We start from the raw sequence: 26032 nt of genomic DNA on the forward strand, positions 1-26032 counted from the left end.
AACCCTCTCTCCACGAGGGAGAGAGGGGAGCAGATTATTTGCTAATCTGCGCGTGCATTTCCTGTACGGAAATCACTTTTTCTGTGGCATCAGCATTCAGCGCCATCGCGGTAGCAAAGCCGCCGTTCAGCGTAGTGTCGTAATGCACTTTATACTGCAGCGCGCTGCGGCGAATCAGCTTGGAATCCTCAATCGCCTGGCGCCCCGCCGTGGTGTTGATGATGTAGGTATATTCGCCATTCTTGATACGATCCTGAATGTGCGGACGACCTTCATGCACCTTATTCACCAGACGCGGGTTAATGCCCGCTTCACCCAGCACAATCGCCGTGCCGTGGGTCGCATCCAGTTCAAAGCCCTGTTTAAGCAGCTTCGCAGCGAGATCCACCACGCGCTCTTTATCCCCTTCGCGAACTGACAGCAGCGCACGCCCCTGTTTCTTCATGGTCGAGTTACTGCCCAGTTGCGCTTTGGCAAAGGCTTCGGCAAAGGTACGTCCCACGCCCATCACCTCACCGGTAGAGCGCATTTCCGGCCCTAACAGCGGGTCAACGCCCGGGAATTTGTTAAACGGCAGCACCACTTCTTTCACCGAGTAGTACGGCGGGATAATCTCTTTGGTGTGGCCTTGCTGAGCCAGCGTTTTGCCGGTCATCACGCGCGCCGCCACTTTTGCCAGCGGCAAGCCGGTGGCTTTGGAAACGAACGGCACGGTACGCGCGGCACGTGGGTTTACCTCAATGAGATAAACTTCGTTATCTTTCACCGCAAACTGCACGTTCATCAGGCCGCGAACCTGCAATTCAAACGCCAGTTTCTGCACTTGCTGGCGCATCACATCCTGGATTTCCTGGCTCAGGGTGTAAGCAGGCAGCGAACAGGCGGAGTCACCAGAGTGTACGCCCGCCTGTTCGATATGCTCCATAATGCCGCCAATCAGCACGCTTTCGCCGTCGCAAATCGCATCGACATCCACTTCCACCGCGTCGTCGAGGAACTTGTCCAGCAGCACCGGCGCGTCGTTGGAAACGCTGACCGCGGTCATAAAGTAGCGGCGCAGGTCGATTTCGTCGTAGACGATTTCCATGGCGCGACCGCCGAGGACGTAAGAAGGACGCACCACCAGCGGGTAAGTGATCTCTTTCGCTTTTTCAACCGCCTGCTCCAGCGCCGTCACCGTGGCGTTAGCAGGTTGTTTCAGTTTCAGGCGTTCAACCGCATGCTGGAAGCGTTCGCGGTCTTCCGCACGGTCGATAGCGTCCGGGCTGGTGCCAATCACCGGTACACCGGCGGCTTCCAGCGCGCGCGCCAGTTTCAGCGGCGTCTGCCCGCCGTACTGCACGATAACGCCTTTCGGTTTTTCGATACGCACAATTTCCAGCACATCTTCGAAAGTAACCGGTTCGAAGTAGAGACGGTCAGAGGTGTCGTAATCGGTCGACACTGTTTCCGGGTTGCAGTTGACCATGATGGTCTCGTAACCATCTTCGCGCAGCGCCAGCGACGCGTGTACGCAGCAGTAGTCGAACTCAATGCCCTGGCCGATACGGTTTGGTCCGCCGCCGAGCACCATGATTTTTTCGCGATCCGGGTTAGGGTTGGCTTCGCACTCTTCTTCATAGGTGGAGTACATGTAAGCGGTATCGGTCGCGAACTCCGCAGCACAGGTATCCACACGCTTATAAACCGGATGCAGGTTGTACTGGTCGCGCAGTTTGCGGATTTCCGCTTCGCGCACGCCGACCAGGGTTGCAAGCCGCGCATCGGCAAAACCTTTACGCTTCAGAGTGCGCAGGAAGTCAGCGTCAAGACCGTTGATGCCCACGCTTGCAACCTGCTCTTCCAGGCGCACCAGCTCTTCGATTTGCACCAGGAACCAGCGGTCGATATTGGTCAGGTTGAACACGCCATCAACAGACAAGCCCGCGCGGAACGCATCGGCGATGTACCAGATACGCTCAGCGCCTGCGTCTTTCAGCTCGCGGCGGATTTTCGTCAGGGCTTCCGGGTCTTCAAGGCTCACTTTCGGGTCGAAACCGGTCGCGCCCACTTCCAGACCGCGCAGCGCTTTCTGCATTGATTCTTGTTGGGTACGGCCAATCGCCATCACTTCACCAACAGATTTCATCTGCGTGGTCAGGCGGTCATTCGCCCCCACAAATTTCTCGAAGTTGAAGCGTGGAATTTTGGTCACAACATAATCGATAGACGGTTCGAACGAGGCCGGGGTACGCCCGCCGGTGATATCGTTCATCAGCTCATCAAGCGTGTAACCCACCGCCAGTTTCGCCGCTACTTTCGCAATCGGGAAACCGGTCGCTTTCGACGCCAGCGCCGAAGAACGCGATACTCGCGGGTTCATTTCGATAACAATCAGGCGACCATTTTTTGGGTTTACCGCGAACTGTACGTTAGAGCCGCCGGTTTCAACGCCGATTTCACGCAGTACCGCCATCGAGGCGTTACGCATGATTTGATACTCTTTATCGGTCAGCGTTTGCGCGGGAGCCACGGTGATGGAATCACCGGTGTGGATGCCCATAGCGTCGAAGTTTTCAATCGAGCAGACAATGATGCAGTTATCGTTCTTATCGCGCACCACTTCCATCTCATACTCTTTCCAGCCAATCAGCGACTCATCAATCAGCAGCTCATTGGTAGGTGAAAGATCAAGACCGCGGGCACAAATCTCTTCGAACTCTTCGCGGTTATACGCGATACCGCCGCCGGTGCCACCCATGGTAAAGGAGGGGCGAATAATGCACGGATAACCGACATCAGCCGCGACAGCCAGCGCTTCATCCATGGTATGCGCGATACCGGAACGCGCCGTGTCGAGGCCGATTTTTTTCATCGCAATGTCGAAGCGACGGCGGTCTTCCGCTTTATCAATCGCATCGGCCGTCGCGCCAATCATGGTGACGCCAAACTCTTCCAGCACGCCCTGGCGTTCCAGTTCCAGCGCGCAGTTCAGCGCGGTCTGGCCGCCCATGGTCGGCAGAACCGCGTCCGGGCGCTCTTTTTCGATAATTTTGCGGACCACTTCCCAGTGGATCGGCTCGATATAGGTCGCATCGGCCATCTCCGGGTCGGTCATAATGGTCGCCGGGTTGGAGTTGACCAGAATGACGCGGTAACCCTCTTCACGCAGCGCTTTACACGCTTGCGCGCCAGAGTAGTCAAATTCACATGCCTGGCCGATAACAATCGGGCCAGCGCCAAGGATCAGGATGCTTTTTAGGTCTGTACGTTTTGGCATTGCTCTTTTCTCCTGATTATTTGGCGGTATGACGATACTGCTCGATTAACTCAATAAAGTGGTCAAACAGCGGCGCGGCGTCGTGCGGGCCAGGACTTGCTTCCGGGTGTCCCTGGAAACTAAACGCCGGTTTATCGGTGCGGTGAATGCCTTGCAACGTGCCATCGAAAAGCGATTTGTGCGTTACGCGCAGGTTTGCAGGCATTGACGCTTCATCAACCGCGAAACCGTGGTTCTGCGCAGTGATCATCACAGTATTGTTATCGATATCTTTTACCGGATGGTTACCGCCGTGGTGACCAAATTTCATTTTCACCGTCTTCGCACCGCTCGCCAGCGCCAGCAACTGATGACCCAGACAGATACCGAACACCGGAATATCCGTTTCAAGGAAGGTTTTAATTGCCTCGATGGCGTAATCGCACGGTGCCGGGTCGCCAGGGCCGTTGGACAGGAAAATGCCATCCGGATTGAGTTTCAGCACATCGGCAGCCGGGGTTTTCGCCGGAACGACTGTCAGTCGGCAACCTCTGTCTACCAGCATGCGCAGAATGTTGCGTTTTGCGCCGTAATCGTATGCCACAACGTGGTACGGCAGTTCACTCTCGCTCTTCGCTGGCGGCAGGTCATCCGCCAGAGTCCAGCTGCCTTGCGTCCAGCTGTAGGTTTCCGTCGTTGTGACTTCTTTCGCCAGGTCCATACCGTTCAGGCCCGGGAAAGCTTTCGCTTTTTCCAGCGCCAGCGCGGCATCAACGTTATCACCCGCGATGATGCAGCCGTTCTGCGCGCCCTTTTCACGCAGCAGACGCGTCAACTTACGAGTATCGATATCGGCAATCGCCACAATGTTATGGCGCTTAAGATAAGAAGAGAGGTCTTCGGTACTGCGGAAGTTGCTCGCAATCAACGGCAGGTCGCGAATGACCAGGCCTTGCGCATGTACCTGAGAGGATTCTTCGTCAGCGGAGTTAGTGCCGACATTGCCGATATGAGGATAAGTAAGAGTAACGATTTGGCGGGAATAGGAAGGATCAGTGAGGATTTCTTGATAACCGGTCATTGAAGTATTGAAAACGACTTCCCCAACCGCCGTGCCCGTTGCCCCTATGGCCCGACCGTGAAACTGGGTTCCGTCTTCCAGAACCAATAGCGCTGACTTAATCAAAACACCCTCCAGAGAATATTCACTCACTTTATTTGCATATTAATTCATATTGAGAGCCTAAATCAATGCAAATTTGCTTGCCGTGGATTTTTGGCAAACGGCGGCATTCTGGAGAGATGTCGGTTAAAAGTCAACTTTTCTCCGGTATTTTTCTTATTGTTTTACGCCACTGCCACTTTTTACTGGATTTAATCGATAAAAAGATCAGACAAACTCACAGGGAAAACGCTTGCGCGCTGAGAAAATTGCATTTCCTTACGACGGATAGCAAAAATGTAGACCAGATGGTCAAAATTTACAATTGAGAAACATAAAACAGCTAGATAAACAGAGATTATGTCAGGTTTGTATAAAATGAAGCATGAAAAAGGAAAAATAAAAGGGCAATAAAATATTGCCCTTTGCAATCAATTGATTATGACTGCAACAACCACATCACGATGGGTAATAAACCTTATAAATTGTTGAGATCAAGCACATCTCGCATATCAAAAAGACCATTACTCTTTCCTTTCAGCCATAAAGCGGAGCGAACCGCACCATTGGCAAACGTCATGCGACTGGATGCTTTATGTGTGATTTCAACACGTTCGCCAATATCGGCGAACATCGCCGTATGTTCGCCGACGATGTCGCCTGCACGCACCGTGGAAAAGCCAATCGTGCCGGGAACACGCTCGCCGGTGTGCCCTTCGCGCGCGTAAACCGCACACGTTTTTAAATCTTTATTCAGTGCACCGGCAATCGCCTCGCCCATCGCCAGTGCCGTCCCCGACGGGGCATCGACTTTGTAGCGATGGTGCGCTTCGATAATTTCGATATCGGTGTAATCACCCATAACTTTCGCCGCTTTCTCCAGCAGTTTCAGCATGACATTGACGCCAACGCTAAAGTTAGCAGCAAAAACAATGGCGATATCTTGTGCCGCCTCGGTAATGGCCTGCTTGCCCGCGTCATCAAAGCCGGTGGTGCCAATTACCATTCCTTTGCGGTGCTGGCGACAGAAAGCCAGGTGTGCCAGCGTGCCTTCCGGGCGGGTGAAATCGATAAAAACATCGAAATCCTCTTTCACCGCCTCAAGACTGCTCTGCACAGTCACACCCGTTTTCGCCGCGCCAGCCAGTTCACCGGCGTCGCTTCCCAGCAGAGAGGAACCTTCGCGTTCCAGCGCCGCGCCAAGTTCAACGCCGTCCATTGCCAGTGTTGCCTGAATCAGCTGGCGGCCCATACGCCCGCCAGCACCCGCGATGGCTACGCGGATTGGTGCATCATGCATAGTTGTGCTCTTTTGTTAAAAAAATGCGTAAGAATCGTTTCCAGATTAACCAGCCCGTGTCGGGGCGACCAGCCGAAAACACCGATAATAAGAAATTAATGATATACAGCCGGAAATATCAGTAAAAGGCATGATACGACGAAGCGCGCGTTCAGAAAGGCTCATTGCACCGTGTAATACACAATAAGCTGACCTTTTTTGATTTTAATATTACTAATAACCACCTGACCAAGCGCCGCCAGCGAGGGGACATGGGTTCCTCCGCAGCCATAGGCGGGAAGATCGCCAAAACGCACGTTGCGACGTCCCGCGTCAAAGGTAACGATGCGAGGCAATGCAGCCGCCTGCCAGCGCGCGATATGCTCGCTGAGCGCATCAATATCAGGCACGCAGGCACTGTCGGTTGCGTTAAATGTAATCCGCCCTTCTCCCGGCCAGTGGTGCGCTTTAATCGGTTGCCAGCCATGCAACTCTCCCGCATAACCAATCAAATGCCCGGCGGAGTGTAAATGGGTGTGTAGCGCCCTGGAAACCGCATCAACCTGTAAAGTGACCTCCTCGCGGGGCAAGGGTTGGGCCAGGAGATGAATAATCTCGTCATCTTGCTGAAGGACACTTTCAACCACGACACCATTGATCCAGCCTTTATCCGCAGGCTGCCCGCCGCCCTGCGGGTGAAAAAGGGTCTGATCCATCACCACCGCATAACGGCCATCATCCTGCGCGGTAGTGCGTATTAACCGGGCAGTGCATTCCAGCGCATCGTGGGTGTAATAAAGACGTTCTGTCATCGGCTGTTCTCCTCTAAAGGAGAAGAGTATATTTCATACTCCTAAAGCGATAATCCCGCTTATATTCATTGCACCTTTGCCTGGTATGCACAAATGAATATCTCTCTGCTTCCCGACCTTGCCACCTTCGTGTTGATTGTGGAACAAGGCAGTTTTTCCGCCGCTGCGCGGGTTTCCGGTGCCACTCCTTCCGCTATCAGCCGCAGCGTATCGCGTCTTGAGCGCGAGTTAGGCAGCAAACTGTTGCACCGCACTACGCGGAAACTGGCGCTTAGCGAGACGGGGAAAAGTGTCTATGAACACGCGCTGGATATGCTTGACGCCGCTCGCCAGGCAATAGATTCCGGTAGCAGCGCACAGCAAGTCGCACAAGGTAAGCTGACTATCAGCGTGCCCAAAGCGGTAGGCAGTTTTGTTATTCATCCGCTGATCCCCGAATTTCTACAGCGCTACCCGCAAGTGGATATCTGTTTACGCCTCGAAGATCGCTACATTGATTTGATTGATGGCGGTGTTGATTTGGCGTTACGCATCACCCACTCTCCCTCTCCTGGCCTGTATGGCAGAGCATTAATGCCGGTAACGCATGTCATTTGCGCGACCCCAGAATACCTGCGCCGCTACGGTACGCCATTACAACCACAGGCGCTGCGCGAACATAGCTGTATTAGCCTTGGCGAAACGCCAGCGGATGCGCGCTGGAAATTCCGTCGCGCCGGGAAAACAGAAACTATCACCACACAAGGGCGCTATGCGGCTAACCATACCGGTGTCCGCCTGGATGCCGTAAAACGACATTTGGGGATTGGCAGCCTTCCGCTCTTTACCGCCCAACACGCGCTGAGCCGTGGCGAGATTGTGCAAGTTTTACCCGAGTGGGAGTTCATCAGCAGCTATAGCGGTGAACTGTGGTTGCTGTGGATGCGTAACCAGCATATGCCCGCCAGAATGCGGGCAATGATCGATTATCTGACAGAAAAAATGGCCACTCAGGGAGCCAGCGCCAGCACTTCAGCCACCCAGTGACGGAAGCCATCGACATCGATATCCAGCGCAACTTGCGCATTGGGCGGCAATCCCAGTTTGCCTTCAATATCCACTATCGTGGTTCCGGCGGTGTATTGCCCCTGCGTCTCCACAGCGACAAAACAGGATTTCAGCGTAAAGAGTTCCGGACACGCCAGCCAGGCGATAGCGCAGAGGTCGTGCATCCGCAGCCCGGTCGCCATACTGCCGCTGCGATAGTGGCTAAATAGCGCATGTAACATGTTGCCGGTGTTGTTGAGCGTTGGCAGCGCCGCCAGATATTCCGGTGTCAACGTGGCGCGGTTAGTCACATCCAGACCGCACATCACTATCTCCAGCCCGCTGTTGAACACGCGCGCGGCGGCCTCGGGATCGATAGCAATATTAAATTCAGCATTGGGCGTAAAATTGCCGCGCCCGGCAGAGCCGCCCATCATCACCAGACGGCGAATATTGAACTGACACTCCGGGTAATGCGTTAGCAGCAGCGCAATGTTGGTTAATGGGCCGATAGTGACCAGCGTTACCGGCTCCGGCGAGGCCAGCAGTACGTCGCGGATTGCCTGAAAAGCAGGGACAGCCAATGGCTGGCGCTGATGCTCAATAAAATCGTAGCCATCCATGCCGGATTCGCCATGTACCTCGGCGGCGCTGTACAACGGGCGCAACAGAGGGGTTGCCGCCCCCTGCGCCAACGGGATATCCGCATGCCAGAAATTAAGCAATTGCAGCGCATTGCGGGTGGTTTTTTCCAGCGAAACATTACCGGCAACGGTGGTGATAAGCTTGAGATCGCACTGCGGCGCGAACAGCGCGGCGGCAAGGGCAACGGCATCATCGATACCGGGATCGGTGTCGAGAATCATGGGAAAACGCATAACGCCTCCAGAATTATCCATAAAAAATGCCAGACTCAGTCTGGCATCTTCGCATAAAGCTTCGCGTAAAAATGTTATTCGACTTCGCGAACATCTACCCGCAGCTCTTTCGGCACTTCGAAGACAATATTCTCTTCGCGCCCTTCCAGCGGGATCGCTTCGCCGCCACCCAATTCCTGCAAGCGGACAATAACATTTTGCACCAGGATATCCGGCGCGGAAGCCCCGGCGGTGACGCCCACGCAGTTAATGCCGTCTACCCATGCTTCCTGAATATCAGAAGCGTCGTCGATGAGATACGCCGCTTTCCCCATCCGCTGTGCCAGTTCGGCCAGGCGGTTAGAGTTAGAGGAGTTTTTCGAACCGACCACCAGCACCACTTCCGCCTGTTCCGCCAGCGCGCGCACCGCTTCCTGGCGGTTGGTGGTGGCATAGCAAATATCGTCTTTGCGCGGGCCGACAATCTGCGGGAAACGCGCACGCAGCGCGTCAATCACATCTGACGTATCGTCCACAGAGAGCGTAGTTTGCGTCATAAACGATAGTTTGCCTGCGTCTTTGATATTCAGCGTATCGACATCTTCCGGCGATTCAACCAGGTACATGCCCCCTTTCGGGTTGCTGTACTGGCCCATGGTGCCTTCCACTTCTGGGTGACCAGCGTGACCGATAAGAATCGCTTCTTCACCACGACGACTGGCGCGCGCCACTTCCATATGCACTTTGGTAACCAGCGGGCAGGTGGCGTCAAAAACGGTCAAATCGCGGCTTTTCGCTTCGTTACGCACCGCCTGAGAGACGCCGTGGGCGGAGAAAATCAGGATCGCGCCATCTGGCACTTCGCTGATTTGCTCAATAAAGATTGCGCCCCGTTCGCGCAGGCTATCGACAACATAGCGGTTATGCACCACTTCATGGCGCACATAAATCGGCGCGCCGTAGAGAGCCAGCGCGTTTTCAACAATGCTGATAGCGCGGTCAACGCCGGCGCAAAAACCGCGCGGGTTAGCCAACAGGATCTGCATTTGTCTCCTCCAGTACCGGATCAACTTCCAGCACGTCGATATCAAAATGAACCGTTCTGCCCGCCAGCGGATGGTTAAAATCAACGGTAATCGAATCGCCGTTAACTTCACGGATCACACCCGGCATTTCGCTGCCGTCCATTGCGGTAAAGAGCATAATCGCACCGACTTCCGGCTCACCGGCGTCCATAAATTCGCGACGCGAGAAGTACTGAATCAGATCCGGGCTCGGCGTGCCGAATGCGGCGTCTGGCTCCAGAGAAAAGACTTTTTTCTCCCCGGCTTTCAGGCCAAGCAGATGTTGTTCCAGTCCTTCGGAGAGTGAACCGTCGCCAAGGCGAAACAGCGCCGGTTTGCCATTGTTGCGGGTTGACTCGGCAAGAGAGCCATCTTCGAGCTTAAGCGTGAAGTGCACCAGCACCGCGCTATCGCTCTGTACGGATTTAGACATGCAGGTTGCTCTTTATGTTTTCGTGTTGTATTGCCCGGCAGCCTTAGCTTACCGGGCCTACAAAGCGGTTGGCTTATGCTTCTTTCTTCGCGGCCGTTGAGGGAAGGAAACCTTCCAGCACAATCAGCGCCGCGCCAATACAAATTGCAGTATCGGCAAGGTTAAAGGTAGCAAAATGCCAGTCACCCATATAAAAATCGATCATATCGACGACAAAACCATGCCACAGACGATCAAACAAATTACCCAGCGCGCCGCCAATGATCAGCGCATAAGCGATATTGTTCAGTTTTTGCGAGGCCTTAGCGCGATACATCAGCACCGTCAGCACCACGCAGATACCGATAGCGATACCCGCGAAGAACCAGCGCTGCCAGCCGCCGCTGTCCGCCAGAAAACTGAATGCCGCGCCATAGTTGCGCGCGTAGTGCAAATTAAGCGACGGGAACAGCGACACCGTATCCCCCAGAGCAAAGTTCTGGAGGATCAGGTATTTGCTGCCCAGATCGATAATCAGCACGACTACCACCAGCCACAGCCAGCGCAGCCCTGTTGAAGAGATCGATTTACTCATCAGGCAAACTTACGTTTTTCGCCGTCACCGGCGACGTTGCTTACACAGCGTCCGCAAATATCTGCGTGTTCCGCCACCTGACCGACATCGGTGGTGTAATGCCAGCAGCGCGGGCATTTCTCACCTTCGGCTTTGCTCAATGCGACTTTCAGCCCTTTGAGCAGCTCGCTCTGCTGTGCATCCGCAGAAGCGCTGGCATAATCCGCAACTTTCGCGCCGGAGGTCAACAGGACAAATCGTAATTCCGTGCCCAGCGCCGTCAGCTTCGCGGCCAGTTCCGGCTCGGCAAACAGCGTCACCGCAGCTTCCAGCGAACCACCGACTTTCTTGTCGGCGCGCGCCTGCTCGATAACTTTGTTCACTTCGCCACGCACTTTCAGCAGCTCGTCCCAGAAAGCATCGTTCATCGCTTCGCTGTCAGCCAGGCCAAACAAGCCTTCATACCACTCTCCGGTGAATACATATTTCTCGCGGGAACCTGGCAGATAACCCCAGATCTCGTCGGCGGTGAAGGACATGATCGGTGCCATCCAGCGCACCAGGGCTTCACAGATGTGATACAGCGCGGTCTGGCAGCTACGGCGCGCCACGCTGTCCGCTTTCGCGGTGTACTGGCGGTCTTTGATGATGTCGAGATAGAACGATCCCATTTCGATCGAGCAGAAGCGCATCAGACGCTGTACCACTTCATGGAAGTCATAGGATTCGTAGGCTTTAACAATGTCTTCTTGTGCTGCTTTCGCGCAGCCGACAGCCCAGCGATCCAGCACCACCATCTCTTCCGGTTTCACCATGTCTTTTACCGGATCGAAACCGTTCAGGTTCGCCAGCAGGAAGCGCGCGGTGTTACGGATACGGCGATAGCTGTCGGCAGCACGTTTCAGGATCTCATCGGAAACCGCCATCTCACCGGTGTAGTCGGTAGATGCAACCCACAGACGCAGAATATCCGCGCCGAGTTTGTTCATCACTTCCTGCGGTGAAACGGTATTGCCGATGGATTTGGACATTTTGCGTCCCTGACCATCAACGGTGAAGCCGTGAGTTAATACCTGGCGGTACGGTGCTTTGCCTTTCATCGCCGTGGAGATCATCAGCGAGGACATAAACCAGCCGCGATGCTGATCCGAACCTTCCAGATACATATCGGCTGCATGACCGGCAAATTCCGGGCGCACATCGACAACAGAGGCGTGGGTTGAACCGGAGTCAAACCAGACGTCCAGCGTATCCGGCACTTTCACATAGTTGTCGGCATCGTCACCCATGATGTCGCGCGGGTCGAGATCCCACCATGCCTGAATACCGTCAACTTCAACGCGTTTGGCTACGGCTTCAATCAGTTCCAGCGTGCGCGGGTGCAGCTCTTCGGTGTCTTTGCGTACGAACAGCGACATCGGCACACCCCATGTGCGCTGACGGGAAATACACCAGTCCGGACGGTTAGCAACCATCGATTCGATACGCGCCTGGCCCCAGTCCGGGATCCACTGCACCCCTTTGATTTCACTCAGCGACTGCGCGCGCAGCCCTTTCTGATCCATGCTGACGAACCACTGTGGCGTCGCACGGAAGATGATCGGCGACTTGTGACGCCAGCAGCACGGGTAGCTATGCTGCATTTTTTCCACGTGCAGCAGCGCGCCTTTTTCTGTCAGCAGTGCCACGATGAGATCGTTCGCTTTAAAGACGTTAACGCCATCGAGCGTCGGGTACGTCCCCGGCAAATATGTGCCGTCCGGGCCAACCGGGTTTGCGATCTCCAGACCGTATTTCAGGCTAATGGTGTAGTCATCCGGGCCGTGACCACCCGCGGTATGCACCGCGCCGGTACCGGCTTCCAGCGTAACGTGATCGCCGAGGATCGCCGGAACATCGAAGTCGAGGAACGGGTGCTTAAAGCGCATCAGTTCCAGTTCGGAACCTTTTACCGTACCCACCACCGAATAATCAGCAACGCCGATGCGTTTCATCACGCTATCGACCAGATCTTTCGCCAGGATCAGCGCCTGACCGTCAATCTGCACCAGCGCATAGTCAAATTCCGGAGAAAGAGAAATTGCGCGGTTCGCAGGCAGCGTCCATGGCGTGGTGGTCCAGATAACCAGCGAGATTGGGCCATTAACGGTAGAGGCACCAAACTTCGTTTTCACTGCGTCCTGATCGACCGCCTGGAACGCAACATCAATAGACGGGGAAGTTTTGTCGTAGTACTCCACTTCCGCTTCCGCGAGTGCGGAACGGCAGTCGACGCACCAGTGCACCGGTTTGGCACCTTTCAGCAAATGGCCGTTGCCGATGATTTTACCGAGCGCGCGAATGATATTGGCTTCGGTTTTGAAATCCATGGTCAGGTAAGGATGCGACCAGTCGCCCAATACGCCGAGGCGGATAAAGTCTTTACGCTGACCATCAACCTGCGTGGCAGCGTACTCGCGGCATTTAGCGCGGAATTCGGCGGCGGTAAATTTCTCACCCGGTTTGCCGTATTCCTGCTCTACTTTCAGTTCGATCGGCAGACCGTGACAATCCCACCCCGGAACATAAGGCGAGTCAAATCCTGCGAGTCCTTTGGACTTCACAATAATGTCTTTGAGAATTTTGTTAACCGAGTGACCAATATGAATGCTGCCATTCGCATATGGAGGGCCATCATGCAGAATGAAGGTTTTTTTGCCTTTTTTCGCCGCACGGATGATGCCGTACAGGTCATCATCAGTCCAACGCGCCAGCATTCCCGGTTCGCGCTTGGCGAGATCGCCGCGCATCGGGAACCCTGTTTCCGGCAAATTCAGGGTAGATTTATAGTCACTCATCAGATTCTCGGTTCCGTATTTCGGTTTGATTAATACCACCAGGCCTTAACAAGCCGGTTTAGATAGCCCAAAAAAGTCGCGGGCCGCTACCTCATCTCGGGCGATTTGCGCTTTCAGTTCGTCAAGCGAGGCAAATCGCTGTTCGTTGCGTAATTTTTTACGCAGTATTACATCTATATGGCGCCCGTAGAGGTCCATTACAACGTCAAGCAAATGCACTTCCAGCTGCTGGCGCACACCCGCGACTGTTGGGCGAGTGCCAATATTGGCAACGCCGGGAAGGACAGTATCGCCCAGTCCAGCCACTTCGACCGCATACACCCCTTTTACCGGGGAGACCTGACGGCGCAGCGGTAAATTCGCCGTCGGGAAACCAATGGTGCGCCCCAGTTCATCACCGTGCACAACGCGCCCGGAAATGGTAAAGGGGTGACCCAGTAAATTTGCAGCCAGTTCCAGGTTATCTTCCGCCAGCGCCTGCCGCACTGCCGTGCTGCTAACGCGCACGCCGCCCTGGCAGAAGGTTTGCGTGCTGGTGACGCTGAAACCGTACTTTTCACCGGCCTTCTGTAATAACAAGAAATCCCCCTGGCGACCAGCGCCAAAACGGAAATCGTCGCCGACTGCGAGGAATTTCACACCAAGGCGTTCAACCAACAAATCGCTGACAAACGTTTGTGCGGTGAGCGCCGCAAAACGGCGATCGAAGCGCACACAGAGCACGTAGTCCACGCCGCAATCGGCCAGCAGGCGCAGCTTTTCACGCAGGCGGGTCAGCCGCGCAGGGGCTTTTTCCCCGGCGAACAATTCCAGCGGCTGCGGCTCAAAAATCATCACGACCACCGGCAGGCCACGGGCGCGCCCTTCGGCGCCAAGCCCTTGTAATAGCGCCTGATGGCCACGATGCACACCATCGAAATTACCAATAGTCAGCACACACCCATGCGGTGCCTGGCTGAGATTATGTATGCCGCGTATCAGCTTCATGTCTGGCTCAAAACAGTGAAAATCGTCGGATTATACCTTGTACAGCGGGCGACGTTAACCGACGATTGCCTTAACAACGCAGAAAGGGGAAGGATTTCATCGGGCTGTCTACCTATGCCATGAAAATCTGCCTTAGATAACGATTTTTCTGGCGGAAAAGCTGTATTCGCGACACGCAAGCTGATAGAATCCTGCGCCATCAATACGTAACGAGCGTTGTACTTTAACGGCGCTTATTTGCACAAATCCATTGACAAAAGAAGGCGAAAAGGGCATATTCCCCGGCCTTTGAATTGTCCATATAGATCATATTTGGGAGTTGGACCTTGGCTAATATCAAATCAGCTAAGAAGCGCGCCGTTCAGTCTGAAAAGGCTCGCAAGCACAACGCTAGCCGCCGTTCAATGATGCGTACTTTCATCAAGAAAGTATACGCAGCAATTGAAGCTGGCGACAAAGCCGCTGCGCAGAATGCATTTAACGAAATGCAACCGATCGTGGATCGTCAGGCCGCTAAGGGTCTGATCCACAAAAACAAAGCAGCGCGCCATAAGGCTAACCTGACCGCGCAGATCAACAAACTGGCTTAATCGCTACGTTGTTGGCTTTGTGAAAAAACCCGCTTCGGCGGGTTTTTTTATTTCTGCACTGGCGTAAAAAGCGCGGCGTAATCTCGATTGCAGATGCGCTGTACCGCCGGATGCTGGATCATCCGTTCTGCGAAAATGGCGTGGTACTCCTCCATCACGTTTTCCACTCGTCCAATTTCTACCATGCGATCGTCCGCATAGAAGTCATCCGCATATAACGTCGGTGCAACAAAAATAGCGTTATGTGCCGCGCCAAAGGCTTTCATCAGCGCCGCATCATCAAACTCACCCAATATTTCCACCTGCAATCCCTGGGCGTTAAACCAGTTCAGCAGCTTACGACCAAGCATTGAGCGTCGACCAGGTATTAACAATCGTCTTTCTTCCAGGCAAGCCGGAAACGGTTTCTTGAGCGACGAATCGCTGCACCAGAAGCTGACGCTGCACTCGCCAATTTTTACCGAAAACAGCCCTTCCTGCTGCGTGGAATCGATAGGGCAATCGGAGATAATCATATCAAGCTGATGCTGGCTCAACTGTTCCAGCAGCAGTTCATGGGTGGATTCAAAGCAGCGCAAGTGAATCTGCTCCCCTTCCTGCACAACCGCATCAAGAATACCGCTTACCAGCCTTTTTGAGAGCGCATCAGCGACGCCGACATCAAACAGCAGGTTCGACTCTTTGCGGTAGTTAATGATGTCGAGCATCTCCTGACTCAGGGTAAACATTTTGTCAGCGTAACGGAAAACCAGCGCGCCCAGCTCGGTGGGTTCCAGCCCTCTTCCTTTACGCTTGAAAAGCTTGCCCTGTAAACGATCTTCGAGCGCTTTGATCTGCCCGGTGATGGTTTGCGGCGTCAGGAAGAGTGCCTCCGCCGCGCCAACGACGGAGCCTTCCCGATAGACATGCCAGAAGTAATAGAGGTGGTTGTAATTGATGTATGACATTGTCCTTTGTCCTGCTCACCGTCAGGTACGGATAATGCGTGTACGCAGCAGACAATAACCCGTTACCGCAGAGAGGACTGAACCCGTCAGGATCCCAAGCTTGCTCCAGGCAACCATCTCCGCATGCGCGTCGCCAAAGGCCAGCGAGGAGATAAATATCGACATGGTAAAGCCGATACCGCACAGTACGCCGACCGCCATAATTTGTTTGAACACCGCGCCCTGAGGCAACCTCGCCAGTTTCAAACGCAGCGCCAGCCAGCAAAACAGCGAGATCCCAAGCGGCTTGCCGATAACCAAACCGGCGATAATACCCAATGGCAAAATATCTCCCAGCCCGGACAACGACATTCCATGTAATGAAACGCCCGCGTTCGCGAATGCGAACAACGGCAGAATCAGCCAGCCAACCCACGGGTTAATCGCGTCCACCAATTGATGTAACGGTGAGACGCCCTTTTCTTCACGTAGTGGGACAAAGAAACCGACCACCACACCCGCGAGCGTCGCATGCACCCCGGATTTCAGCACCGCTGTCCACAAGACAACGCCGACCAACATGTAAAGACCAATGCGTCGAATGTTCAACGCATTCATGATAGCAAGGACAACAATCGCGCCGGCGGCTACGCCCAGCGCCAGTGTTGAGAGGTCGCTGGTATAGAACAACGCGATAATTATAATCGCGCCCAGATCATCAATGATCGCCAGCGCCATCAAAAACACTTTCAACACGGGCGGAACCCGGTTGCCCAACAAGGCCAGCACCCCGAGAGCGAAGGCGATATCGGTAGCGGTGGGAATGGCCCAACCGTGGCTTGCCAGCGGATTATCGTGATTAAAGAGCAAAAAGATCAGCGCCGGTGCGACCATGCCGCCAAGCGCCGCGATAACCGGAAAGACGGCCTGCTGGCGGCTGGCGAGTGTGCCCTGAACCAGTTCATATTTCACTTCCAGACCGACCATTAAGAAAAAGACTGCCATCAACGCATCGTTGATCCATAACAGCATATCTTTTTTGATCTCCAGCGAGCCGACTTTTAGCTCAACGGGCGTTTGCAGAAAAGAGCTGTATAAATCCTGCGTAGCGCCGAGGTTGGCGCACAGCATCGCCAGCGCCGCCGCAATGATCAGCACAATGCCACCCGAGGCATCGCTGCTAAAGAAGCGTTGCAATAATTTCATCTTGTTCTCCGATCCCTGTAACGTCGTGGCGGCTATCTTACTCCGCTCTAATCCTCGACAAAACCAGATTATTATTGCTGATAAACTCTCTTTTTCCGAGCAATGGAAAAGCGGATAAAAAAGCCCGGCAAAAGCCGGGCCTGATAACGCATCATGAAGAAGGATTAACGGGTTAAATCGTCAAAGAATTTCTTCACGCCGTCGAAGAAGCTTTTGGAACGTGGGCTGTTATTTTCGCCTGTCGGGCCGCCAAAGCTATCCTGCAAATCTTTCAGTAGCTGTTTCTGCTTGTCGTTCAGGCCGACCGGCGTTTCGACTACCACGCGACACAGCAAATCGCCCTGCGCGCCGCCACGAACGGATTTCACCCCTTTGCCGCGCATACGGAACAGTTTGCCCGTCTGGGTTTCGGTCGGTACTTTCAGCTTCACGCGACCATCCAGCGTCGGCACTTCGATTTCACCGCCCAGCGCCGCCATGGCAAAATTGATCGGCACTTCGCAGTACAGGTTATTACCTTCACGTTCAAAGATCGGGTGCTGTTTTACCTGTACCTGAACGTACAGGTCACCAGCCGGAGCGCCGTGCTCGCCCGCTTCGCCTTCACCGCTCAAACGGATGCGATCGCCGGTATCCACGCCTGCCGGGATTTTAACGGACAAGGTTTTGGATTTTTCAACGCGACCATGACCGTGACATTTGTTGCACGGATCTTTAATCAGCGTACCCCGGCCCTGACAGTGCGGACAGGTCTGCTGCACAGCAAAAAAGCCCTGGCGCATCTGCACCTGGCCGGAACCGTGACAGGTCGGACAGGTCTGTGGCTGCGTACCCGCTTTTGCGCCGCTGCCGTGGCACACGTCGCACTCTTCAAGCGTAGGAATGCGGATCTCTTTCGTGACGCCACGAACCGCTTCCTCCAGCGTCAAATCCATGTTGTAGCGCAAATCCGCGCCGCGCGCCGCGCGCTGACGACCACGGCCACCGCCGAAGATATCACCAAACACGTCGCCGAAAATATCGCTGAAGTCCGCGCCGCCGCCAAAACCGCCGCCGCCGAACCCACCACCGCCCATGCCACCTTGTTCAAACGCCGCATGACCGTACTGATCGTAAGCCGCACGTTTTTGGGCATCGGTCAGGACTTCGTAGGCTTCTTTAATTTCTTTGAATTTGGCTTCGGCCTCTTTATCGCCCTGATTGCGGTCCGGGTGATATTTCATGGCCAGGCGTTTGTACGCCTTTTTGATTTCACGCTCTTCCGCTGTTTTCGGAACGCCTAAAATCTCGTAATAATCTTGCTTCGCCATCGGTTTATCTGCCCCTTAACATACGAGCACGGGCGTGGAGAAAACCCCGACGCCCGTGCTGGTTATCTACCCTGCATCAGGGCGATTATTTTTTGTCTTTTACTTCTTCAAACTCGGCGTCAACAACATCGTCGTCTTTCGCGTTGTTCGCGGAAGCATCAGCGCCCGCCTGCTGCTGCGCGTGCTGTTGCTGTGCGATTTCCAGCAGTTTCTGGGAAGCCTGCGCCAGCGCCTGCATTTTCGCTTCGATATCCGCTTTGTCTTCGCCTTTCAGCGCAGTTTCCAGCTCGCTCAGCGCAGCGTCAATAGCAGTTTTGTCTTCAGCTGGCAGTTTGTCACCGGCTTCTTCAACCTGCTTACGGGTGCTGTGCAGCAGATGATCGGCCTGGTTACGGGTCTGCACCAGTTCTTCAAATTTACGGTCAGCTTCAGCGTTTGCTTCAGCATCGCGTACCATTTTCTGGATTTCGTCCTCGTTCAGACCAGAAGAAGCCTTAATGGTGATCTTCTGCTCTTTACCGCTGTTTTTGTCTTTCGCAGAAACATGCAGGATACCGTCAGCATCGATATCGAAGGTCACTTCGATCTGCGGCATGCCGCGCGGTGCCGGGTTGATACCATCAAGGTTGAACTGGCCCAGCGATTTGTTATCGGATGCGCGTTTACGCTCACCCTGCAGCACATGGATGGTTACCGCAGACTGGTTGTCTTCCGCAGTAGAGAACACCTGGCTGTGCTTGGTCGGGATCGTGGTGTTTTTGTTGATCAGCGCCGTCATTACGCCGCCCATGGTTTCGATACCCAGCGACAGCGGGGTAACGTCCAGCAGCAGAACGTCTTTCACTTCACCAGTCAGAACACCACCCTGCACCGCAGCACCGATAGCAACGGCTTCGTCCGGGTTAACGTCTTTACGCGGCTCTTTACCGAAGAACTCAGCCACTTTTTTCTGCACCATCGGCATACGCGTCTGGCCACCGACCAGGATCACGTCGTTGATGTCAGATACGGACAGGCCAGCATCCTGCAGCGCAACTTTCAGCGGCTCGATGGAACGGTTAACCAGATCTTCAACCAGGCTTTCCAGTTTCGCGCGAGTCACTTTGATGTTCATGTGTTTCGGACCGGTCGCATCTGCAGTGATGTACGGCAGGTTCACGTCGGTCTGCTGCGCGGAAGAGAGCTCAATTTTCGCTTTTTCTGCCGCTTCTTTCAGACGCTGCATTGCCAGCGGATCGTTACGCAGATCGATACCCTGATCTTTCTTGAACTCTTCTACCAGGTAGTTGATCAGACGGCTGTCAAAGTCTTCACCACCCAGGTGGGTATCACCGTTGGTTGCCAGAACTTCGAAGGTTTTTTCGCCATCAACTTCATCGATTTCGATGATAGAAATATCGAAAGTACCGCCACCCAGGTCATATACCGCGATAGTACGGTTGCCGGTTTCTTTATCCAAACCGTACGCCAGCGCTGCCGCTGTTGGTTCGTTGATAATACGTTTAACTTCCAGGCCTGCGATACGGCCAGCATCTTTGGTTGCCTGACGCTGCGCATCGTTAAAGTAAGCCGGAACGGTGATAACAGCTTCAGTTACTGGTTCACCCAGGTAATCTTCAGCAGTTTTCTTCATTTTTTTCAGCACTTCCGCAGAAATCTGCGGCGGCGCCATTTTGGTGCCTTTTACATCAATCCACGCATCGCCATTGTCGGCTGCGATGATTTTGTACGGCATGATAGATTCGTCACGCTGGACTTCCTCGTCCTGGAAGCGACGGCCAATCAGGCGTTTGATCGCAAACAAGGTGTTTTGCGGGTTCGTCACTGCCTGACGTTTAGCCGGCTGACCTACCAGAGTTTCGCCATCCTGTGTATAAGCGATAATAGAAGGCGTGGTGCGATCGCCTTCGGCGTTCTCCAGCACACGAGCCTGAGCGCCATCCATAATGGCTACACAAGAGTTGGTTGTCCCAAGGTCGATACCAATAATTTTACCCATCTAAACGTCTCCACTAAAAATTCGTCATCATGTGGTTGTGAACCTGTAATAAGGGCGAAACGTGCGGTTTCAACTACCCTGTATTGTTTTTTTTCAGGCTCACACACTGCGGTTGACTACAAGATGGGGTCGCAAGCTCGCGCATCAAGGGGGAGCGGTAAAAAATTTTTTAATTTACACCTGTTCAGATCATAGACAGGTTCAATGGCGCTATTTATGATGCCGCGCCCCGCCTCCTCAATACTGACGCGGGGCTTTCATTTTCCCTTTTCATATTGATTTATTTTGAGGAATTATGGGCAACACTAAGTTGGCTAATCCGGCTCCGCTGGGCTTAATGGGCTTCGGCATGACCACTATTCTGCTTAACCTGCACAATATTGGTATGTTCCCGATGGATGTCATTATCCTGGCGATGGGCATTTTCTATGGTGGTATCGCACAAATTTTTGCTGGCCTGCTTGAGTATAAAAAAGGCAACACCTTCGGTTTGACCGCGTTCACCTCCTACGGCTCTTTCTGGTTGACGCTGGTGGCGATTCTGCTGTTCCCGAAAATGGGGCTGGCAGATGCAACAAACGGCCACTTCCTGGGCGTTTATTTAGGCATCTGGGGCGTATTCACACTGTTTATGTTCTTCGGCACCCTGAAAGGCGCACGCGCGCTGCAATTCGTCTTCCTGAGCCTGACGGTGCTGTTCGCACTGCTGGCAATTGGCCACCTGGCCGATAACGAAGGCATTGTTCACATTGCAGGCTGGATCGGTCTGGTATGTGGTGCCAGCGCAATCTATCTGGCGATGGGCGAAGTGCTGAACGAACAGTTCGAACGCACCGTGCTGCCAATTGGCGAGAAGCACTAATTCCACCGTACACGGATAAAACGAAACGGAGCCAAATGGCTCCGTTTTTTTATGATTGCTGTACCGCGCTTTCAGCCACGTTATCCTGGTGATAAAGATCCAGGCGCAGCAAAATCCCCAATCCCAGACCAAGCAACGATAGCGCCAGCACGTACCATGCGGGAGCCATCGGTGAAACGCCCATTAGCATGGTAACGGCAATCGGCGTCAGCCCGCCGAAAATAGCGTACGAGACATTATAAGAGAATGAAATACCGGTGAAACGCACTTCTGCCGGGAAGGCACGCACCATGACATAGGGCACCGCGCCCACCACGCCAACACACAAACCCACCATGCCATACAAAATAAACAGTTGCTCAGGATGGCTACCGACCAGGTGATAGAAAAACCAACTGGAACAGGCCAGCAGAATGCTGCCAACGATGAAGGTACGACTGGCACCAAATTTGTCCACCAGCAGCCCGGCCGCAAGGCAACCAAAACAGAGCATCACGGTGGCGATACTGTTCGCCTGCAGCGTCAGCGCTGGTGCGAACCCATACTGTTTTTGTAGCCAAACCGGCGACATCAGGATCACCACCACAATCCCGGCGGACAACAGCCAGGTCAGCAGCATCGAAACCACCACCGCTTTTTTATGTTTCAGTACCACGGATTTAACTGGCAACTCCTGCGCCAGCGCTTTTCGCTGCTGCATCTCAAGAAAAATCGGCGTTTCCTGCAACCAACGACGCAAGTACATAGCTACCAGACCAAACGCCCCGCCTAACAGGAACGGAATACGCCAGCCGCCATCATGAATAGCCTGCTGCGTCATGCTGGTATTTACCAGCGTGGCGACCACCGAACCAAGCAAAATGCCTACCGTCAGCCCCGCCGTCAGCGTCCCGCAAGCGATACCAATGCGGCGAGCCGGGACATGTTCTGCGACAAAAACCCAGGCACCAGGGACTTCGCCACCAATCGCCGCGCCTTGCAGTACGCGCATTAACAGCAGCAGCAACGGCGCAACAATGCCCATTGAGGCATAGGTTGGCAGTAAACCAATCGCCAGCGTGGGCAACGCCATTAGCAGGATACTGAGCGTAAACATCTTTTTGCGCCCGACCAAATCGCCGAAGTGCGCCATCACAATACCGCCGAGCGGACGAGCCAAATAACCCGCAGCAAAAATGCCAAAGGTCTGCACCTGGCGCAGCCATTCCGGGATATCAGCAGGGAAAAAGAGTTCACCGACGACGGCAGCAAAGAAGACGAAAATGATGAAATCGTAGAACTCCAGCGCGCCACCCAGCGCGGCCAGCGTCAGCGTTTTATAGTCTTGTATGTTCAGAGGGCGTGTATAAGTTGACATAGCGAACCGTTTGTAAAGAGGGAGCGTTAATTTAATTATTACGGATTATGTAAATTAAAAATTACTATACCGTAAATAAATTAACACTCCATAGACGGCAGTGTTTATCTCATAAAAGACGATTTTTTAGGATAATATTTCGCGCCTTGCGCTTTTAGGTCGAAAAGATGCTACTACTTGTGGATCAGTTTCGACATATGGCCCGTCCAGTAACTGTACACAATACGGTACACTTGCAAAAATGCCCGGCACTTTCACTGCGCCGTCTTCGTCTTTTAGTCCTTCTAGCGTCTCTTTTATTGATTTCGGCTGACCGGGCAAATTGAGGATCAGTGCCTGCTTGCGGATCACCCCAACCTGACGGGAAAGGATCGCCGTTGGCACAAAATTGAGGCTGATTTGCCGCATCTGCTCACCAAATCCTGGCATTTCGCGATCGGCTACCGCCAGCGTCGCATCCGGCGTCACATCGCGGCGCGCAGGCCCGGTTCCGCCAGTAGTCAGCACCAGGTGGCAACTCATTTCATCGACCAGTTCGCACAGGGTTTGCTCAATGATACTTTGCTCATCCGGGATCAGACGGTTTTCAATCTGAAACGGGGTAGTCAGGGCACTTGCCAGCCACGCTTCCAGTGCAGGCAAACCTTTGTCCTGATAAACGCCGCTGGAGGCGCGATCGGAAACCGAAACTAAACCAATGCGTAGTGTGTCCATATTCATTCCGTACAAAAAAACAATTTAACGAAATGATACACGCTGAGGGGAAAGGCAAACAGAGCAGAGAGAAGAAGCGTGACCGGGAACCCGGCCACGCCTGATGATTACAGCAGATCGCCGATCATTTTTTCCAGTTTTTCCTGGTCAACGGCAAACTTACGGATACCGTCCGCCAGTTTATCAACCGCCATCGGATCCTGGTTGTGCTGCCACAGGAATTCCGCTTCGGTGATGCGCTCCGGACGCGCTTTCACTTCACCGGTGTAAGCAAGTTTACGTTCAATGGTGCCCGCGCTTTCAGACAGCTCTTTCAGCAGTGCCGGAGCGATAGTCAGACGGTCGCAACCTGCCAGCTCAATGATTTCGCCAGTGTTACGGAAGCTTGCGCCCATCACCACGGTTTCATAGCCGTGCTGTTTGTAGTACTGGTAGATTTCCGTGACGGAAACCACGCCCGGATCTTCTGCCGGTGCGTACTCTTTCTTGTCGGTATTGGCTTTGTACCAGTCGAGAATACGGCCAACGAACGGAGAGATCAGGAACACGCCAGCTTCAGCACATGCACGTGCCTGAGCAAAGGAGAACAGCAGCGTCAGGTTACAGTTGATACCCTCTTTTTCCAGCTGTTCCGCAGCGCGGATACCCTGCCAGGTGGACGCCAGTTTGATCAGGATACGATCGTTGCTGATACCCGCATCGTTGTACATTTTGATCAGGCGTTTTGCTTTCGCGATGGACGCGTCAGTGTCGTAAGAGAGACGAGCATCCACTTCAGTGGAGATACGGCCAGGGATCAGTTTGAGGATTTCCAGACCGATGTTCACTGCCAGGCGGTCTGTTGCGTCAACAACCTGCTGCGCACGATCGCTGCTCTGGCTGCGCGCCCAGGTTACGGCGTCGTCAATCAGTTTGCGGTATTCCGGGATTTGGGCAGCCCCAAGAATCAGAGAAGGGTTAGTTGTTGCATCCTGCGGCTGGTACAGCTTCATTGCCGCGATATCTCCGGTATCAGCCACGACTGTGGTGTACTGACGCAGGGAGGTCAATTTATCCGTCATGATAATATTTCTCTTTAAACGATACCCTAATACTCCACGCTAAGATCGACGACGCGTTGCTGCGCCTGGCGCATTAACGCGGCCAGCGCACCTGAACGAGAAGTATGACGAGTATACTTGTTAGGGGGATGTAACCGGTCTGCCCATGATGATAACACGACGCCTTGCCAGCGCAACCGCAGACAATGCTCTGAAAATTGTATGGTAAACTCACTCAATTAATTGCCTGCGAAGTGATGCGTACACGTCTGTAGCCACGTCCCAGGCCAACCCCCGGCATCAACAAGAGGAATGTTAATGCCTGAATTTTTCTCCTTCATCAGTGAAATACTCTGGGGCTCATTGATGGTCTACCTGCTGGCGGCGGCAGGTATCTGGTTCGCTTTCCGTAGCCGGTTTGTCCCCTTCCGTTTCATTCGCGATTTTGGCCAAAGTCTGAAAAGCAGCCGCGTTGCACAGTCTGGTGCGCTCTCGTCGTATCAGGCGTTATGCCTGAGTCTTGCGACAAGGCTCGGTAGCGGCAATCTGGCGGGCGTGGCGTTTGCCCTGACCACCGGCGGCCCGGGGGCGATTTTCTGGATGTGGGTTTCCGCTATCATCGGCATGGTCATTAGCTTTGCCGAATGTTCGCTGGCGCAATTATACAAAGAGCGGGACGCCAATCAGCAGCTGCGCGGCGGCCCCGCCTGGTATATGGAACGCGGGCTGGGCATGCGCTGGATGGGCGTGCTGTTCTCCATTTTCTTGCTGCTCACCTACGGCCTGGTGTTTAACACGATTCAATCAACAGCGATGGCACAGGCTGTGCGTTATGCATGGAACGTACCCGGGTTTATCAGTGGGAGCGTGCTTGCTACCTGCGCTTTCCTGTTCATGCTCAAAGGGCTTAACAACGTTGCACGCTTGATGCAGTGGGTGGTGCCGGTAATGGCGCTGGCCTGGATTGTCGTCAGTTTTGGCGTCAGCCTGTGGCATGCCAATCTGCTGCCCGCGGTTCTTGTGAACATTGTTAAAAGCGCTTTTGGCTGGCAGGAAGCGGCAACCGGAACCATGGCTTACACCCTGAGCCAGGCCATTACCAGCGGTTTTCAACGTAGCATGCTCGCGAATGAAGCAGGGATGGGATCGTCCCCCAACGCCGCCGCCACTGCCGCCTCATGGCCTCCACATCCTGTCGCCCAGGGTTTTGTGCAAATGATCGGCGTCGTGACCGATACCTTTCTGGTCTGTACCGCCAGCGCGTTTATTCTGTTGCTCGCGGGAACGGCGCCAGCTACGGGCGCAATCGGCGGAACACAATTGATGCAGCAGGCGATGGTGTCGCTGACAGGAAATTGGGGCGCGGGTTTCGTTGCCGTCATCGTAGCGCTGTTTGCGTTTACCTCGATTGTGGCGAACTACACCTACGCGGAAAACAACCTGATCTTTTTGCGCCGTAATAGCGCAAGGAATATCTGGTTACTGCGCACGGCTGTTTTGCTGATGGTGCTGATGGGTTCGTTTTTCAGCCTGCCAATAATCTGGCATATCGCCGATGTGATGATGGCGCTGATGGCCATTACCAACCTGACCGCAATCCTGCTGCTTTCACCAGTGGTGAGACTGCTGGCGCGTGATTACCAGCGCCAGCGTAAACTTGGCGTCATGCCGGTCTTTGATCCGAAGCGCTACCCGGAGATCAAACGCCAGCTGGCGGCGGGTAGCTGGGATGACATTCCCCGTTCGTAGCACTAATCGCAACTATCGATCAAGTCTGTTG

The 26032-nt window shown here is 54.0% G+C and carries 21 protein-coding genes and 1 pseudogene; 4 read left to right on the forward strand and 18 right to left on the reverse strand.

Translation table 11 applies throughout. The features are described 5' to 3' along the window. Window positions 1-34 precede the first annotated feature (34 nt). From carB to C813_RS42325, 4 genes are all read right to left on the reverse strand, one after another. A complete protein-coding gene (gene carB / locus C813_RS42305; RefSeq protein ID WP_017457886.1) occupies window positions 35-3259 on the reverse strand; it encodes a carbamoyl-phosphate synthase large subunit in 3225 nt (1074 codons plus the stop codon). Between the two features lie 16 nt (window positions 3260-3275). Then, the gene (gene carA / locus C813_RS42310; protein ID WP_017457885.1) at window positions 3276-4424 is read right to left on the reverse strand and encodes a glutamine-hydrolyzing carbamoyl-phosphate synthase small subunit; all 1149 of its coding nucleotides are present in this window, start codon (window positions 4422-4424) and stop codon (window positions 3276-3278) included. Between the two features lie 454 nt (window positions 4425-4878). Further along, entirely contained in the window at window positions 4879-5700 is an 822-nt protein-coding gene (gene dapB, locus C813_RS42320; RefSeq protein ID WP_017457883.1) for a 4-hydroxy-tetrahydrodipicolinate reductase, read from the reverse strand. 161 nt (window positions 5701-5861) lie between these two features. After that, entirely contained in the window at window positions 5862-6491 is a 630-nt protein-coding gene (locus tag C813_RS42325; RefSeq protein WP_017457882.1) for an alanyl-tRNA editing protein, read from the reverse strand. A gap of 93 nt (window positions 6492-6584) precedes the next feature. Between C813_RS42325 and C813_RS42330 the strand changes: the two genes are divergently transcribed. Continuing rightward, window positions 6585-7517, forward strand: a complete 933-nt coding sequence (locus C813_RS42330; protein ID WP_017457881.1) for a LysR family transcriptional regulator — start codon at window positions 6585-6587, stop codon at window positions 7515-7517. Here the strand turns inward: C813_RS42330 and rihC are convergent. The 7 genes and pseudogenes from rihC to C813_RS47575 all read right to left on the reverse strand — a co-directional run bounded on the left by rihC (window position 7481) and on the right by C813_RS47575 (window position 14485). Beyond that, window positions 7481-8395, reverse strand: coding sequence for a ribonucleoside hydrolase RihC (gene rihC / locus C813_RS42335; RefSeq protein ID WP_017457880.1), 915 nt, complete (start codon window positions 8393-8395; stop codon window positions 7481-7483). The genes C813_RS42330 and rihC overlap by 37 nt on opposite strands. 74 nt (window positions 8396-8469) lie before the next feature. After that, window positions 8470-9420: a 4-hydroxy-3-methylbut-2-enyl diphosphate reductase gene (gene ispH / locus C813_RS42340; protein WP_017457879.1), complete on the reverse strand. Its 951-nt coding sequence runs from the start codon at window positions 9418-9420 to the stop codon at window positions 8470-8472. After that, a complete protein-coding gene (gene fkpB, locus C813_RS42345; RefSeq protein WP_017457878.1) occupies window positions 9401-9871 on the reverse strand; it encodes an FKBP-type peptidyl-prolyl cis-trans isomerase in 471 nt (156 codons plus the stop codon). Before fkpB ends, ispH begins: the two co-directional genes overlap by 20 nt. Window positions 9872-9944: 73 nt before the next feature. After that, complete coding sequence (gene lspA, locus C813_RS42350) at window positions 9945-10445, reverse strand: signal peptidase II (protein WP_017457877.1); 501 nt, start codon at window positions 10443-10445, stop codon at window positions 9945-9947. Beyond that, window positions 10445-13261: an isoleucine--tRNA ligase gene (gene ileS / locus C813_RS42355; RefSeq protein ID WP_017457876.1), complete on the reverse strand. Its 2817-nt coding sequence runs from the start codon at window positions 13259-13261 to the stop codon at window positions 10445-10447. The genes lspA and ileS overlap by 1 nt, the downstream gene beginning before the upstream one ends. Window positions 13262-13306: 45 nt before the next feature. Further along, complete coding sequence (gene ribF, locus C813_RS42360; RefSeq protein ID WP_017457875.1) at window positions 13307-14248, reverse strand: bifunctional riboflavin kinase/FAD synthetase; 942 nt, start codon at window positions 14246-14248, stop codon at window positions 13307-13309. Between the two features lie 7 nt (window positions 14249-14255). Next, a pseudogene (locus C813_RS47575) lies at window positions 14256-14485 on the reverse strand (DUF2575 domain-containing protein). Between the two features lie 89 nt (window positions 14486-14574). On the opposite strand from C813_RS47575, the gene rpsT reads away from it, so the two are divergent. Continuing rightward, window positions 14575-14838, forward strand: a complete 264-nt coding sequence (gene rpsT / locus C813_RS42365) for a 30S ribosomal protein S20 (RefSeq protein ID WP_003856458.1) — start codon at window positions 14575-14577, stop codon at window positions 14836-14838. Window positions 14839-14885: 47 nt separating this feature from the next. On the opposite strand, the gene nhaR is transcribed toward rpsT, so the two are convergent. The 4 genes from nhaR to dnaK form a co-directional block, all read right to left on the reverse strand. Further along, window positions 14886-15785 carry a transcriptional activator NhaR gene (gene nhaR / locus C813_RS42370; protein WP_017457874.1) on the reverse strand — a complete coding sequence of 300 codons (900 nt, stop codon included), beginning with the start codon at window positions 15783-15785 and terminating at the stop codon, window positions 14886-14888. 21 nt (window positions 15786-15806) lie between these two features. Beyond that, window positions 15807-16970, reverse strand: a complete 1164-nt coding sequence (nhaA, locus tag C813_RS42375) for a Na+/H+ antiporter NhaA (RefSeq protein WP_017457873.1) — start codon at window positions 16968-16970, stop codon at window positions 15807-15809. Between the two features lie 164 nt (window positions 16971-17134). Then, on the reverse strand, window positions 17135-18280 hold the full coding sequence (gene dnaJ / locus C813_RS42380) for a molecular chaperone DnaJ (protein ID WP_017457872.1): 1146 nt from the start codon (window positions 18278-18280) through the stop codon (window positions 17135-17137). Between the two features lie 85 nt (window positions 18281-18365). Then, window positions 18366-20279: a molecular chaperone DnaK gene (gene dnaK, locus C813_RS42385; protein ID WP_017457871.1), complete on the reverse strand. Its 1914-nt coding sequence runs from the start codon at window positions 20277-20279 to the stop codon at window positions 18366-18368. A gap of 295 nt (window positions 20280-20574) precedes the next feature. On the opposite strand from dnaK, the gene satP reads away from it, so the two are divergent. Next, window positions 20575-21141, forward strand: a complete 567-nt coding sequence (gene satP, locus C813_RS42390; protein WP_017457870.1) for an acetate uptake transporter — start codon at window positions 20575-20577, stop codon at window positions 21139-21141. Window positions 21142-21190: 49 nt separating this feature from the next. On the opposite strand, the gene C813_RS42395 is transcribed toward satP, so the two are convergent. The 3 genes from C813_RS42395 to tal all read right to left on the reverse strand — a co-directional run bounded on the left by C813_RS42395 (window position 21191) and on the right by tal (window position 24273). Continuing rightward, complete coding sequence (locus C813_RS42395; protein ID WP_017457869.1) at window positions 21191-22498, reverse strand: MFS transporter; 1308 nt, start codon at window positions 22496-22498, stop codon at window positions 21191-21193. Window positions 22499-22624: 126 nt separating this feature from the next. Next, the gene (gene mog / locus C813_RS42400) at window positions 22625-23212 is read right to left on the reverse strand and encodes a molybdopterin adenylyltransferase (RefSeq protein WP_017457868.1); all 588 of its coding nucleotides are present in this window, start codon (window positions 23210-23212) and stop codon (window positions 22625-22627) included. Between the two features lie 107 nt (window positions 23213-23319). Beyond that, window positions 23320-24273 carry a transaldolase gene (gene tal, locus C813_RS42405; RefSeq protein WP_017457867.1) on the reverse strand — a complete coding sequence of 318 codons (954 nt, stop codon included), beginning with the start codon at window positions 24271-24273 and terminating at the stop codon, window positions 23320-23322. A 297-nt stretch (window positions 24274-24570) separates the two neighbouring features. On the opposite strand from tal, the gene C813_RS42410 reads away from it, so the two are divergent. After that, on the forward strand, window positions 24571-26001 hold the full coding sequence (locus tag C813_RS42410) for an alanine/glycine:cation symporter family protein (RefSeq protein ID WP_017457866.1): 1431 nt from the start codon (window positions 24571-24573) through the stop codon (window positions 25999-26001). The last annotated feature ends 31 nt before the right edge of the window (window positions 26002-26032 follow it).

It is taken from the genome of Kosakonia sacchari SP1, from assembly GCF_000300455.3.
Classification (GTDB): domain Bacteria; phylum Pseudomonadota; class Gammaproteobacteria; order Enterobacterales; family Enterobacteriaceae; genus Kosakonia; species Kosakonia sacchari.